The 13,976-nt window shown below is 48.5% G+C and carries 11 protein-coding genes; 7 read left to right on the plus strand and 4 right to left on the minus strand.

Annotated elements, in window-relative coordinates:
- Positions 1–130 precede the first annotated feature (130 nt).
- Positions 131–295, plus strand: coding sequence for a lmo0937 family membrane protein (locus AC1XTG_RS11155; protein WP_082489155.1), 165 nt, complete (start codon positions 131–133; stop codon positions 293–295).
- An 80-nt stretch (positions 296–375) separates the two neighbouring features.
- Here AC1XTG_RS11155 and AC1XTG_RS11160 read toward each other — a convergent pair whose 3' ends face one another.
- Complete coding sequence (locus AC1XTG_RS11160) at positions 376–1,062, minus strand: arylesterase (RefSeq protein ID WP_484842046.1); 687 nt, start codon at positions 1,060–1,062, stop codon at positions 376–378.
- 185 nt (positions 1,063–1,247) lie between these two features.
- Here AC1XTG_RS11160 and AC1XTG_RS11165 point away from each other — a divergent pair, with 185 nt between their 5' ends.
- The 6 genes from AC1XTG_RS11165 (at position 1,248) to AC1XTG_RS11190 (ending at position 10,248) form a co-directional block, all read left to right on the plus strand.
- On the plus strand, positions 1,248–1,916 hold the full coding sequence (locus tag AC1XTG_RS11165; RefSeq protein ID WP_031527537.1) for an ABC transporter ATP-binding protein: 669 nt from the start codon (positions 1,248–1,250) through the stop codon (positions 1,914–1,916).
- A gap of 13 nt (positions 1,917–1,929) precedes the next feature.
- Positions 1,930–4,473: an ABC transporter permease gene (locus tag AC1XTG_RS11170; protein ID WP_484842047.1), complete on the plus strand. Its 2,544-nt coding sequence runs from the start codon at positions 1,930–1,932 to the stop codon at positions 4,471–4,473.
- A 33-nt stretch (positions 4,474–4,506) separates the two neighbouring features.
- Positions 4,507–4,968: a DUF6932 family protein gene (locus tag AC1XTG_RS11175; RefSeq protein ID WP_484842048.1), complete on the plus strand. Its 462-nt coding sequence runs from the start codon at positions 4,507–4,509 to the stop codon at positions 4,966–4,968.
- Positions 4,969–4,971: 3 nt separating this feature from the next.
- Positions 4,972–5,205 carry a hypothetical protein gene (locus AC1XTG_RS11180; protein ID WP_484842049.1) on the plus strand — a complete coding sequence of 78 codons (234 nt, stop codon included), beginning with the start codon at positions 4,972–4,974 and terminating at the stop codon, positions 5,203–5,205.
- A 365-nt stretch (positions 5,206–5,570) separates the two neighbouring features.
- On the plus strand, positions 5,571–8,546 hold the full coding sequence (locus AC1XTG_RS11185; RefSeq protein WP_484842322.1) for a SusC/RagA family TonB-linked outer membrane protein: 2,976 nt from the start codon (positions 5,571–5,573) through the stop codon (positions 8,544–8,546).
- Between the two features lie 10 nt (positions 8,547–8,556).
- Positions 8,557–10,248: a RagB/SusD family nutrient uptake outer membrane protein gene (locus tag AC1XTG_RS11190; protein ID WP_484842050.1), complete on the plus strand. Its 1,692-nt coding sequence runs from the start codon at positions 8,557–8,559 to the stop codon at positions 10,246–10,248.
- Positions 10,249–10,349: 101 nt separating this feature from the next.
- Here the strand turns inward: AC1XTG_RS11190 and AC1XTG_RS11195 are convergent, their stop codons facing one another.
- The 3 genes from AC1XTG_RS11195 to AC1XTG_RS11205 form a co-directional block, all read right to left on the minus strand.
- Positions 10,350–11,351 (minus strand): aldo/keto reductase, encoded by a 1,002-nt coding sequence (locus tag AC1XTG_RS11195; protein ID WP_484842051.1) that lies wholly within the window; start codon positions 11,349–11,351, stop codon positions 10,350–10,352.
- 88 nt (positions 11,352–11,439) lie between these two features.
- Positions 11,440–12,327: a helix-turn-helix domain-containing protein gene (locus AC1XTG_RS11200; RefSeq protein ID WP_484842052.1), complete on the minus strand. Its 888-nt coding sequence runs from the start codon at positions 12,325–12,327 to the stop codon at positions 11,440–11,442.
- 39 nt (positions 12,328–12,366) lie between these two features.
- Positions 12,367–13,965: a DUF2569 domain-containing protein gene (locus tag AC1XTG_RS11205; protein WP_484842323.1), complete on the minus strand. Its 1,599-nt coding sequence runs from the start codon at positions 13,963–13,965 to the stop codon at positions 12,367–12,369.
- Positions 13,966–13,976: the final 11 nt, after the last annotated feature.

The following is a 13,976-nucleotide window of genomic DNA, read 5'->3' on the forward strand; positions in this document are numbered from 1 at the left end:
ATTTCAATGCAGCGCAAATATTGTAGAATCCGGGGAAAGTTAGGGCGCGAAATGCAGGTATTTATTGCTGGCATCTAAATTGATAGCATGTAATCATATCTCTAACATCTCTAACTCAAAACACAAGACAATGGGAAATCTTCTTTATACAATAGCTGTCATCCTTGTAATCCTTTGGTTGATAGGCTATTTCGGCTTCGCAAGCTTTGGACTTGGTAACATTATCCACATTCTTTTAGTGATTGCCGTAGTGGCGATTATTCTTCGTTTGATTCGTGGCGACAGGGTTGTGTAGAGCAAGGAGACATTGAAATAAAAAAGGCCCGGAGTACTGTTTAAGCAGCTCCGGGCCTTTCTGTTTTTAAGGCAGTACGCTTAAAGCAGGTCTTCAATGATCACCCACACGTTCTGGGCCAGGATCTTATGACCTTCTGCGGTAGGGTGAATGCCGTCGGGCAGGTTGAGCTTGGCTTCGCCACCTACCCCTTCCAGCAAAAACGGGATCAACGTGATATTGTTCTTTTTAGCCAAATCAGCATAAACCGCACGAAAATCCGAAGCATACTTCTGGCCAATGTTGGGCGGTATCTGCATTCCGGCGAGCACAATTTTCGCTTCGGGATATTTTGAATGCACCTTATCTATCATCGCCTGCAAGTTCTTTTTCGTTTCAGGCACAGGAATACCCCGCAAGCCGTCGTTCCCGCCGAGTTCCAACACAAACACATCAAGCGGCTGCTTCAACAGCCAGTCAATGCGGCTGTTTCCGCCGGAGGTAGTTTCGCCGCTCACCCCCGCATTGATTACCTTATAGTTAAGCCCGAGTGAATCTATTTTCTTCTGGATCAATCCAACAAAACCCTGCGTAGGATCGTCGAGCCCGTAGGCTGCGGTAAGACTGTTCCCGAAAAATACGATGGTCTTCTTCTTAGCGGAAACCTGCCGGGCTGGCGCCTTGGCTGTTTCTTCGCCTGATTCAGCTCCCTCCTTTTTCCCGCTATCACAGGAAAACAACAGCAGCGGAATGATGAGTGTGTAAATAAAGAATGAAATGCGCTTCATAATAGAAATTGATTTTGACTGAAATAAAAAGACAAACCCTCCCGGAAATGCCCTCAAACCGCTCATTCAGTTTTCAATGCCGTTTAACCTATATTTATAATCGACATAAAACCAAAAGAACCAAATTAGACCAAAACAGGTTGCCCAAGCTTAGCACCAAGAAATCATAAAAATAGGAACATTAGATGGATACCATACTCGATCTGCAGCAGGTAAGTAAAATATATAAGAGCGGTGACCGGTCGCTGACCGTATTAGACAACATTCATTTTTCAGTAGCAGCAGGTTCGACAATGTCCATTGTAGGTCCGTCGGGAAGCGGAAAAACGACGCTGCTCGGCTTGTGCGCAGGTTTGGACCGGGCTACTTCCGGGAATGTGGAACTGCATGGTACCAGGCTCAACGGATTGAATGAAGACCAGCTCGCTGCGGTGAGAAACAAATATGTAGGATTTATTTTTCAAAACTTCCAGCTGCTGCCCACCCTCACAGCCCTGGAAAACGTAATGGTACCGCTTGAACTCCGGGGTGAAAGAAATATCAAATCCCGCGCACTTGACCTGCTTGATAAGGTTGGACTTGCAGAGCGGAGCCACCACTACCCTACCCAGCTGAGCGGCGGAGAGCAGCAGCGCGTTTCACTCGCCCGCGCCTTTTCCAATCAACCACAAATCCTTTTTGCCGACGAACCTACCGGAAACCTCGACGCAGAAACCAGCGAGAAGGTAGTTAACCTGCTTTTCGACCTCAATAAAGAAGCCGGGACTACGCTGGTGGTAGTAACACATGACCTGGAACTGGCCGCAAAAACGCAAAGGATCATCCGCATCAAAGGCGGAAAACTGGTAGCATAACCCCGAATCCCTGATGGACTCCAACAACCTGAATATATCCTGGCTGCTGCAAATGGCGTGGCGCGACAGTCAGAAAAACCGCTCCCGCCTGGTACTTTTTATTTCTTCGATCATCCTCGGCATAGCCGCACTGGTCGCCATTTACGCCCTGGGTGACAACCTGAAAGAGAACATTGACAACCAGGCCGCTACCCTCATCGGGGCGGATCTTGCGCTTTATGGGAACCGCGCAGTAGAAGGAAAAGCCAAAGAGCTGGTGGACTCACTGGGCAAGATCCGCTCGGAGGAGCGCAGCTTTGCCTCCATGGTTTATTTTACAAAAAGCGGCGGCAACAGGCTGGCTCAGGTAAAAGCATTGTCAGGCGAATTTCCGTATTATGGAAAATTCGAGACCGTTCCGGTTACAGCTGAAAAAACATTCAGGAACAAACGCGAGGCGCTGGTGGATCAGACGCTGATGCTGCAGTACAATGCCCAGGTAGGCGACTCTGTGAGGATTGGTGAAGTGACATTCGCGATCGCAGGTATCCTGGAAAAAGCGCCGGGAGCAACCGGTATCACAAGCTCCGTCGCGCCCACGGTTTACATTCCGATGCAATATCTCGGTGAGACAGGCTTAATGCAAAAAGGGAGCCGCGTGGCTTATCGCTACTATTTCCGTTTTGCGCCGGGTACCGACGTTGAAAAGCTGGTCAAAAATCTGGAACCGCGTTTTGAAAAGTTTGACCTGGATCATAACACTGTGCAGCAGCAGAAGGAAGACACGGGCCGCTCCTTCCGGGATCTTACACGGTTTCTTGCCCTGGTCGGTTTTGTTGCATTGCTGCTGGGCTGCATCGGAGTCGCGAGCGCCATTCACATTTACATTCGCGAAAAACTCAAATCCATTGCTATTCTCAGGTGTTTGGGTGTAAAAGCATCCCAGGCATTCCTCATTTACCTGATCCAGATCCTCGGGATCGGCATTATAGGTTCAGTAACAGGAGCCGCACTCGGTACCGCGATCCAGCAGTTTTTACCGGTTGTGATCAAAGACTTACTACCGTTTGAACTTACAACCGCGATTTCCTGGACCGCGATCGCGCAAGGACTGGCGATCGGCATCCTGATCTCCGTACTTTTTGCATTACCCCCGCTCCTTTCTATTCGCAGCGTTTCACCGCTGAACGTGCTACGCGTTTCACTTGATCCCGTGAAGCTTGAAAGAGACCCGGTTACCTGGCTGCTATATGTTTTAATCGTACTGTTCATTTTCGGGTTTTCGTTTTTACAAATGCGTACGTGGGTCGAAGCGCTGGCATTTACAGCGAGTATCCTCGGGTCGTTTTTAGTGCTGTATGGAATGGCACTGTTGCTTACCTGGCTTGTGCGGCGGTTTTTTCCGGTTTCATGGAGCTACTTATGGCGCCAGGGACTGGCTAACCTCTACCGGCCCAACAACCAAACCACGATACTGATCGTCTCCATTGGTTTGGGCACGACGCTCATTTGCACCCTGTTTTTTGTACAAAGCATTTTGCTGGAACGCGTCAAGCTATCGACCAGCGGCAACCAGCCCAACATCGTGCTTTTTGATATCCAGGGCCACCAGAAGGAAGGCGTACTCGCCATTGCCAAGGCGCAGCGCGTGCCGGTGAACCAAAGTGTTTCCATTGTGAATATGCGACTGGAAGAACTGAATGGAAAAACGGCGGCGGATTTTGAGGGCGATACCACCATGGAACAATCGCGCAGGATATTCGGGAGAGAGTACCGCGTCACATTCCGCGACTCGACGACCTCTTCCGAAAAGATTACAAAAGGTAAATGGGAAGGAAAATATGATCCCGCGGCAGGACTCGTGCCCATTTCGCTCGAAGAGGGCTTCGCCGACCGCAGCAAGATTGAGCTTGGAGATACCATGGTTTTCAACGTGCAGGGTACCTTGATGAATACGCGCGTTTCGAGCTTGCGGGAAGTAAACTGGGGCGAAGTACAAACCAACTTCCTGGTGGTATTCCCAACCGGTGTGCTGGAAGATGCGCCGCAGTTCCACGCCATGCTCACGCACGTGCCCAGTCCGGAGGTATCTGCTACATTTCAGCAGGCAGTTGTAAGGAAGTATCCGAATATCGCCATTATTGACCTGGCACTGGTGCTGCGTTTGCTCGATGACATTTTCAATAAAATAGGCTTTGTGATCCGGTTTATGGCTGGTTTCAGTATTCTGACGGGGCTGATCGTACTGATCTCTTCTGTGATGATCAGTAAATACCAGCGCTTGCAGGAGAGCGTTTTGCTCAGGACACTGGGTGCAAGCCGCAGACAAATTTTCGCGATCACCGCATTGGAATACTTCTTCCTGGGTGCGCTGGCTGCATTGACCGGCATTATCATCGCGTTGATCGGCAGTTTTGCATTGGCCAAATTCAGCTTTGAAGCTGAATTCAAACCAGAGCTGCTCCCGGTGCTAGGCGTGTTTTTCTTCGTTTCGCTGCTGACTGTCATCATCGGATTAATCAACAGCCGCGGAATCCTGTCCCGCCCGCCACTGGAAGTATTGCGGCAGGATGTTTAGGGTTGCGATCAAACCATTCTTAAAGTATAGCTTGTGGAATTTGACATTTACGGCAACCTGCAACCTTCTGAAATAATTCAGACTGACTGGACAACTTTCGAGACAGTATTTGTCTCATCGTTCCCAAAGTCTGCTACCAGAGCTGCATTGTTCTCTCATTTTTCGAAGTATATGTTGAATGTAAAGAGCATTTTCCAAGGGGATTTTCATCAATGGATCGGCGGAAGTTTCATTACAAACAAGCTAAATCCAAGGGACATCGACTTTGTTACATTTGTCGATTTTAAGACTTATATTAACAATCAAATCGAGATTGATCGTCTCAGGGAAATGAGGAATATGCATGATAATGGAATGGATGGCTACTTTGTGCCGGTATATCCGCACAGCCATCCAAAGAGGTTCCTGTATGAGGCTGACCAGCTTCAATGGCAGTATCTTTTCGGAAGATCAAGAACAGACAAGAAAAAGGGTATTATAGAACTAAGATATTAAGTTATGCAGGAACAGGAATTACCTCAACTTCACGAATGGGGACTTCGCGTATCCCGTTTACTGGAACTGATTGCACTGACCAATCAGACTTTGAAGCTCCATGAAGATCATAACAGCCCGCAAAGTCAGGTTAATGACTACCGCTCTTTGCTAAAAAAGCATAAAACGGAGCTCGACGAGTTGATGCAGGCTTATGGTCTCACTATCAAGATCAGTCCGCTTGAAAGCGCGGCATAACACTGATTTTACTTCTCCTCCTGCCACAATTTAACAATTCCTTAAACTTGCTGATTGCCTTCATTCCGGACGCAACTGCCACTTTTGCGCGCTCCTAAATCCAGCGAGTTGACAGCAATATCAATTTCATCCTATTTGTTCCTCTATTTTTTCAAACGTTTGCACAGAATTTCAAACGTTTGAAATCAGTATTAGCTATATTCTATAATTTGTTTCAAAAATACAATTGCAATCTTGCATTCAATCCTTCTTTATAAATACTCACCATTAATGTTGTTCCAATTTAATAATCCACAAGTATGAAGAAAACTCTATCCCGATCAGTGGGAACTGGTCTGTGGCGAAGTTATGCAATGCTGTTTGCGATGCTGCTGAGCCTGCATGCGTACGCAGCACCGGCCCCGTTAATGCAGAATGTGACCCTCAAAGGAAAAGTACTTGCAGCAGGCAGCTCCGAGCCGCTTCCAGGCGTTACTGTTGTTATTTCGGACGTGAATGGTGGCAACAAGCAGGGTGCTACAACTGACGAAAACGGTAGCTTCTCATTTGCAAACCTGCAAACAGAAGTAAGTTACAATCTGGAATTCAGCTATATCGGTTTTGAAAAACAAACACTTTCCAACTTTCTTCTGACCGAGGCCAATGCAGCTTCGGTGCAGGTTAGCCTCAAAGAAACGGCTGAAAACCTGGGCGAAGTAGTAGTGGTAGGCTACGGAAGTACCGCTAAAAAAGATATTACGGGCTCGGTTAAGTCGCTTAAAAGCACAGAGTTTAACTCCGGTATCATCAACTCGCCGGAACAATTGCTTCAAGGTAAGGTATCCGGTGTCAATGTTACCTCTGCTACAGGTGAACCGGGCGCGAAAAACAGTATAACCGTCCGCGGCCCGGGTGGCGTGCGTACAGGAAGTACACCACTATTTGTGGTAGACGGAATGGCGCTGGACAACAGCAGCACAGGTGGAGACGGTAACCCGCTTAATTTCCTTAATCCGCAGGATATTGAGTCAATGGATGTGCTGAAAGATGCTTCTGCCACTGCGATTTATGGTGCACGGGGAGCAAACGGTGTTATCCTGATCACTACCAAAAAGGGTAAGTCTGGACAGGCTAGTATTACTTACTCGGGTAGCCTGGGCATCTCCAAAATGGCGCGCCCGCTGGATGTGCTGAATGGCCCTGATTTCGTTTCCGAGGCCAAGAAACTAGGAAGTACAGTAATCAACGAAGGAGCTGATACGGACTGGCAGAAGGAGATTTCCCGGACAGCCAAAACCCACAACCACAACCTTTCTATTGGTGGCGGAAGCGATCGCATGACTTACTATGCATCATTTGGCGCTCAAAAACAGGAGGGTATCCTGAGGGGCAGCAGCCAGGATCGTTACTCAGGCCGCATCAATATTTCGCAAAAGCTGCTGAATGACCGCGTTACCCTGGATGTAAACCTGAATGCGACCAACACCAAAACACAGCGCCCAAATATCCAGGGTATCATCGGTGGCGCAATTACAGCGAACCCGACTTACAAACCGTATGCTGACAATGGGGAACCATTCCAGTACCAGGATGGTACAAACCCGCTGATTTCGCTGCGGCTTTATAAAGAACTGGTGAACACCAACCGCGTGCTGGCGAGCATTTCGCCTTCCGTTACGATCATCAAAGGACTGGTATACAAGCTCAACTTTGGTCTTGACCACTCTACTTCAGTGGAAGACAAGCAAACGCTTCCCAACACAGTGCCTTACGAAATTGGCCGCCTGGAAAACTGGAGCAACAAAAACTCCAACCGCCTGATCGAGAATTACCTGACCTATACATTCAACAGCAAGGTTCATAGTTTTAGCGCATTGGCCGGACATTCTTACCAACGTATCTTCCTGCAGGAGAGAAATTTCAGCATCAATAAATTCCCGATCTCGGACATTGAACCCATTTATAACCCAGGTTTGGGACAGGACCTGACGCTGGTACTGAACCAACCTGGCGGTTTCGCGACGATCAATGAGCTGCAATCGTTCTTTGGACGTGTAAACTACGGTTTCAGGGACAGGTACCTCGCTACGGCTACATTGAGGGTTGATGGTTCGTCTAAGTTTGGTGCGAACAATAAATATGGCTCTTTCCCTTCCTTCTCACTCGGCTGGCGGATCTCGGAAGAACCATTTATGAAGTCATCACCCTTTTCGGAGTTGAAATTACGCGCCGGCTGGGGATCGACGGGTAACCAGGAAATCCCTTCCAAAATCACACAGGCGAGATTTACTTCCGTGGTATCAGGAACAACCAGCTACCCGCTCGACGGTACCAGCCCCTATCCGGCAGGTACTACCTACACGCGTCTCGCCAATCCTGACATTCAATGGGAAGTATCGCAGCAAACCGACATCGGACTTGATTTTGGTTTGTTCAAAGGTGCATTAAGCGGAGAAATCGACTATTTCTCCAAGGCTTCAAGAAAGATATTGCTGGAAGTAATCCCGGCCGATCCCGTGCAGCCTGCAGGAACTTTCTGGACCAATGTACCTGATATGCGCATCGTTAACCGCGGTGTTGAACTCGAACTGAACTACCGGAATTCGCTTGAAAATGGTTTGAGATACGGACTTGGCGGAAACATTACATTCATCAAAAATGAAGTAACAGGCTCTCCTTACTCAGTTATTCCTTCGGGTTCTGCGCAGGGATCGGGACTTACATCTGCGACGATCAATGGTTACCTGAGCGGCCAACCGATTGGTACGTTTTTCCTCAAAGAACACATTGGATTTGACGAAAACGGGATCAGCAAGTTCCGCGATGTGGACGGCGACGGCATTGTTACCGACAACGACCGCATTGCAGCAGGTACCGCACTGCCGACCCGCATGTACAATTTCAATGGTAATGTAAGCTTCAAAGGCTTTGATCTTGCGGCCAATTTCAATGGGGTAGCAGGCAATAAGGTTTACGATAACACAGCCAACTCGAATTTCTACAAATTGAAATTGTCAAAAGGTCTGAATGTAACGCGTGACGCATTGACTACCGGGGAGGAATCGATCAACAACTCAGCGCCGGTATCCACCAGGTTTTTGAAAAGCGGCGCATTCCTGCGGTTGAACAACCTTGTGCTGGGTTACAACCTGAACACGACCAAATTGGGCATCAACAAATGGGTGCAAACCGTTCGGCTTTCAGTTACCGGTCAGAACCTGGCTGTATGGACGAAATACAACGGGTACGATCCGGAAGTAAACAACGACCGTGAAATCAAAGGTGTTACTTCCTATGGTATCGACTACCTGAGCTACCCGAAAGCGAGAACTGTGCTGTTTGGTGTCAATGTTGGTTTTTAACTATTATAAAATGAAAAAGAGACTATCCCTCATATTCACGGCAGCCAGCCTGCTATATTTTACCACTGCCTGCACCAATCTGCAGGAGGAAGTTCTGGACGAAACGCTGAGCAACAAGCTTTCTCCCCAGGACGAAGCGAATGGATTGATCGCGCCTGTTTATGCATTGCTACCCAACCTGTTCCTGCATACCAATTATTTTGCATTGCAGGAAATCAGCACGGACGAAGCGATCCTTCCCTACCGTGGCGGCACCGACTGGGGCGACAACGGGATTTACCTGGCGCTGCACCAGCACAATACCACCGCCACCGATCCCAACGTGAACAACACCTGGAACCAGCTGGTACAATCCATTTCCCGCTCCATTACGGCGATTACGAGCTACAAACAGTCTACGGACCCGAGTGCGGCCATTTACCTGGCAGAAGCGAGAGCAATGCGCGCTTACTACAATATGGTTTTACTTGACATGTTCGGGATTGCGTTTGTAAAGGAAGATCCGGGGACAACGTCCACGATCATCCGCGGCGAAGAAGCTGTGAAGTACATTGAAAGTGAGCTGCTCGCCGCCGAGCCTTTGCTTAAACCGAAAGCAGCTGTTGGTCCGGGTCGGTTGAACCAGGCTGCTGCATGGAGCCTGCTGGCAAGACTATACCTGAATGCGGGGGTTTACCGCAACCGTTATGCGCCTGCGATCGAGTTCCGTAACGAAGATCTTGACAAGGTAATCCAGTATACAGATAAGGTAATTGCGTCCGGACAAGCGAAATTATCGGCTGATTATTTTTCAATATTCGGAAACAACAACCACACTAACGAAGAGCTGATCTTTGCTGTGGACCAGCGTGAAGATTTGAATGGTCACAACCGTATGGCGTATTTCTCGATCTCGGGAGACCAGTTTCCATTAGCTGAATTCCCCGCCGCAAATGGTACGGACGGACCAGGTATTACGTCAGACTTTTACCAGTCGTGGGTACAGGCTTACGGCGCGGTTGACCCAAGCCGCGACCCGCGCTTTTACAAGCAAAATATGTCCATTTACACCAATGCGGCAGATACCTGCGTGAATGACGCAGACTATAAGATCAACCGGGGTATCCTGCGAGGTCAGCAATTTGGTGCGCTCCGTGTGAATGGCGCATTCCTTCGTTGCCCCGACGGGAGACTGAAAGTAGGCAAGCTTACTTACCTGACGCGCAACCGTCCCGATCTTCCTGTAAGTTTTTCAGAGCTGATCAATTTCAGTGCGGTGGGAAGCAACTACAATACAGGATACCGCGTTGCCAAATATGAATTCAGCAGCAAGTCCAACACGGGCCGGAACAAAGGCGAAGCGGATATTGTGATTGTTCGCCTTGCAGACGTTTACCTGATGCGTGCAGAAGCCAAGCTGCGTAAAGGTGATGCAGCAAGTGCATTGACAGATGTGAACCTGGTACGCGCCTCCCGCACGGCCACGCTCGCGCCACCTGCATTGACCAGCATGAACCTTGACCTGCTGTTCCGTGAACGGGGATTTGAATTCTACTGGGAAATGCTGCGCCGTACGGATATGATCCGTTTTGGAAAATATGAAGGCAAATGGGCTGAGAAAACCAACTCCGACGTCCGCAAACGTATTTTCCCAATTCCACAAACAGCCATCGACGGTGCCTCGAACCTACCCGGATACCTGGTTCAGAACGAAGGGTATTGATATTGTTTGATTGTTATAAATGCAAAAAACGCCAGCTGTCAGGCTGGCGTTTTTTTGATTTGAATTCGCGCTTTTTGTCAACCAATGCTTTTCAGCTGGCACTACACATTCACCCATTGCATTTGCGAAGCTTCGTACCGGGTACCTGCCGCGACACCCACAGGCACGATTGATTCCAGCTTCTGTTTCTCTCCGGCTGTAAGTACCACTTCGGCGGCGGCTGCGTTTTCTTCGATGTACTTGATCCTTTTGGTACCTGGGATTGCGACGATGTCATTTGCAAAAACCCAGGCAAGTGCCAGTTGCGAAGGGGTAATACCTTTGCTTGCTGCCATGGATTCTATTTCTTTCAGCAGATCGAGGTTTTTGTAAAAATTATCTCCCTGATAACGGGGTATCCCTCTTCTGAAATCGTTTTCTTCGAAATCGTCCGGACTTTTGATCTGCCCTGTAATGAAGCCTCTTCCCAGCGGAGAATAAGCCACAAAGCCTATACCCAGCTCTCTCGTCGCATCCAGTACGCCATTTACTTCGGGCTCTCTTTCAAACAGTGAATACTCCGTCTGAACGGCAGTCACCGGATGAACCGCGTGTGCTTTCCGGATCGTTGCAGCTGATACCTCCGATAGTCCGATGTACTTCACTTTACCAGCCTGAACCAGTTCCGACATCGCGCCTACTGTATCTTCAATGGGTGTGTTGGGATCGAGGCGGTGGAGGTAATACAGGTCGACGTAATCTGTACCCAGGTTCTTAAGTGACCTGTCTATCGCCTTTTTAACATACTCGGGCTTGCCATTGAAACCCCAGGTAAGCTGCTCATTGTCATCCACTTCAAAACCAAATTTCGTAGCTACGATATACTTGTCGCGGTTTCCCTGAATCGCCTTTGCTACCAGCCTCTCATTTAGCAGCGGACCGTACAAATCGGCCGTATCGAGGAAATTGATACCGAGCTCCGATGCGCGGTGAATGGTAGCGATTGATTCTTTTTCGTCTGCCTGACCGTATATATTTCCGCCTGCGATGGTAGTCATTCCCATGCAGCCCAGTCCCTGAACGGGCACTTGCAGTCCCTGACTTCCTAATTGTGTCGTTTTCATGTGCTTGCTATTTGTTTTTTAGTAAGCACAAATGTAGACGCAGTTCAGGCGGCGGCTGCTAAGACTTTCAAAGTGATTATTACACTTTTCAAAGTGATTTCCGGATTGCAAGCGGCGTGGTACCCGCGTGTCTTTTGAAGAAATTGTTAAAGTAGGAGGCATATTCAAAGCCCAGGCTGAATGCAATTTCTGCAACACTCCAGTCCGTGTGGGTGAGCAAGGATTTTGCTTCTGTCAAGATCCGTTCGTTGATATGCGCGGTGGTTGACTTACCCGTGACTTCCTGTACTGCCGCATTGAGGTGGTTCACGTGCACCGAAAGCTGACTGGCATATTCACTCGCTTTTTTCAGAGATATACTGTGCTGCGGCGACTCGACCGGGAATTGTTTTTCGAGTAACGTCAGAAATAACTTGCTGATCCGCGCTGCTGCATTAGGCGGATTGAAATACGCCACAGCAGGCTGCATTTTAATAGCCTCGTGAATAATGAGATTAACATGATTTCTGAGTAAGTCATATTTATAAATGTAATCACTCTCCATTTCCCGGCACATTCGCTGGAAGATCCCACGCAGGTAGCTTACCTGATTATCGTCTAGAAAATACACCGGTTCACCACCTGGCTTGAACAAAACAGATTCCTGAAAACTCTCCATTCTGTTGCCCGCCCTCAGAAATTCCTGCGTAAACACACAAAAGAAACAGTCAAACTGGGGCTTGGTCGCTTCCCAGGAATAAGGAACCAGCGGGTTGGTAAATACCAGCGCCGACCGATCGATCACGATGCCGCGATTGGCGTAAAGCAATTGACTGTCGCCTTCGATGATTAAAGATATCTTGTAAAAATCCCGGCGGTTATAGGATCCGAGGTCACAGCTTTGTTCATTGGCGCCTGATACCCTGAACTGCGTTGTCTGAGCAGCAATGGTCGGCGAGGGTACTTTTACAGGCAGAGGTTGTCTTGTTTCCAGCATTTCCAAAGTTAAGAATTTCAAAGGAGAATGTGCGCTGCATTAAGCCTCATCATGGCGCATTTCACCGGAATCGCTTTCTGATTCATCCTGGCTTTCTTCGTATGCATATTCCGCCTGGACTGCCGGTGGGTAAGTATTAACAAACGTCTCCGCTACCTGCTTCGATTGATAGTAGTAAGGCACCCAGATTGCCGCTGAAATGAGCGTCCTGACGATCTGTTTATAGACAATATCAGCCTCGAAGCCCGCGATCTCTGCATAAACAGTCCGGGCTTCAATGACACCGATGATGGCGAATACAACATTTCCAATCAGGAAAAAGGAAAAAAGCTGCGGGAAAGAATCACGCTTTTTGAAATACAAAACAGCCAGAAAGATTGAAAAACAAAAAATAATGGTGGATACAACTATCTCAAACACCAGCGAAGCTTTGTAGAGAGACTCCATCAACGCCGAGTGGCCGGTCATCACATTCCATCCGGCAGTTGTAAAATAGAGCACACCTCCCGTGAATGTGAGGTTTATGAAGGTAACAAACGGAAAAATGACAATCTGAACACCAGTCAGCAGTATCCAGGAACCGAAGGGCAGCGCGGGTTCAGAAATCTGTCCGTTGAGGGGCGAGTAGCGGTAAAGTCTGCGAAAAAGCACTGCGCAGCCTGCTGCAGTGAGTAGCGACAGCAGCAATGCCGCCCAGTTAGTGGACGAGCCGGAAGATGAATTTAAAATCGGCGCCCGGAGTTCCATATCAAGGTTTTCTGCCAACCTGAACATATCTTTCCTGAACTCGGCAATATTTTCAACGGCAACATGGTCTTGCAGGATCCTGTACTCATACGAGAGTTCCCATACAGCCTCTTTTGGAATGTAATCCGAGCTAAACGACACCGTGTAAGCGGCCCGCTCAATGCGCCAGGCTTCCTTTTTGATACTCCAATATTCGGGCATATGGACCCGGATCTTGTAAGTATTATGATAAGGATATTGCAGGGCTACCGGATCTTTTCTCGACTTCTTAGGTAAAATGCGCAGCTGGTCGTAGAGCAATTGTCCCGGCGCGTGGAAGTATTCACGCCCGGTGGCCGAATCATACTGCCATGCATTTCGCATTGTATAATTTTCCAGCAATGAAAAGTTATTCGCATCGCGCTGGTCGTAGTAGGTGAGCGTATCAGCCAGGTCCAGTTCCGTATGCTTGTAAACCTCGCGGTAATAATTGAGGTAAGCTTCTTCGGTTTTCGATGTTATATTTTGCTGGAACGTCGACCGTATCTCATCTGCAAGCGACTCAAAATACACCGTTTTTACCTGGAACTGACCTTGTGCCGAGGTATCGCCGCGAAGCGGTAGGAAGATATCCTCGGTGACGGAAATATTGCCCGTGCCCTGCAATGGAATTGAGATCGGCTGGATCTGTCCTTTCCGCAGCAGTAACCCGCGACCGTAAGGCGGAAAGCTCATTGTGCTTAAACTGCCACCCTGCAAAGCAATGGTAGGATCTACAAATATGAATACTTTCGTTTCCGGTCTGCCGGGAATACCAGCATGCTCCTGAATGCGCACCACGACATGATTAAAATCGATTGGTGAGGGCAGGTACTCGGGTAGATGTGAGCGTTTATAGGTATTGACCAGCATCGGATCGCACT

This window comes from Dyadobacter sp. HNCC25DJ183 (assembly GCF_056895175.1).

Excerpts from the sequence above, each read along its gene's own strand:
- AC1XTG_RS11165 (WP_031527537.1), top strand. The coding sequence starts at position 1,248 with ATGGATACCATACTCGATCTGCAGCAGGTAAGTAAAATATATAAGAGC.
- AC1XTG_RS11200 (WP_484842052.1), bottom strand. The coding sequence starts at position 12,327 with ATGCTGGAAACAAGACAACCTCTGCCTGTAAAAGTACCCTCGCCGACC.
- AC1XTG_RS11195 (WP_484842051.1), bottom strand. The coding sequence starts at position 11,351 with ATGAAAACGACACAATTAGGAAGTCAGGGACTGCAAGTGCCCGTTCAG.
- AC1XTG_RS11180 (WP_484842049.1), top strand. The coding sequence starts at position 4,972 with ATGCAGGAACAGGAATTACCTCAACTTCACGAATGGGGACTTCGCGTA.
- AC1XTG_RS11190 (WP_484842050.1), top strand. The coding sequence starts at position 8,557 with ATGAAAAAGAGACTATCCCTCATATTCACGGCAGCCAGCCTGCTATAT.
- AC1XTG_RS11205 (WP_484842323.1), bottom strand. The coding sequence starts at position 13,965 with ATGCTGGTCAATACCTATAAACGCTCACATCTACCCGAGTACCTGCCC.
- AC1XTG_RS11155 (WP_082489155.1), top strand. The coding sequence starts at position 131 with ATGGGAAATCTTCTTTATACAATAGCTGTCATCCTTGTAATCCTTTGG.
- AC1XTG_RS11160 (WP_484842046.1), bottom strand. The coding sequence starts at position 1,062 with ATGAAGCGCATTTCATTCTTTATTTACACACTCATCATTCCGCTGCTG.
- AC1XTG_RS11170 (WP_484842047.1), top strand. The coding sequence starts at position 1,930 with ATGGACTCCAACAACCTGAATATATCCTGGCTGCTGCAAATGGCGTGG.
- AC1XTG_RS11185 (WP_484842322.1), top strand. The coding sequence starts at position 5,571 with ATGCTGCTGAGCCTGCATGCGTACGCAGCACCGGCCCCGTTAATGCAG.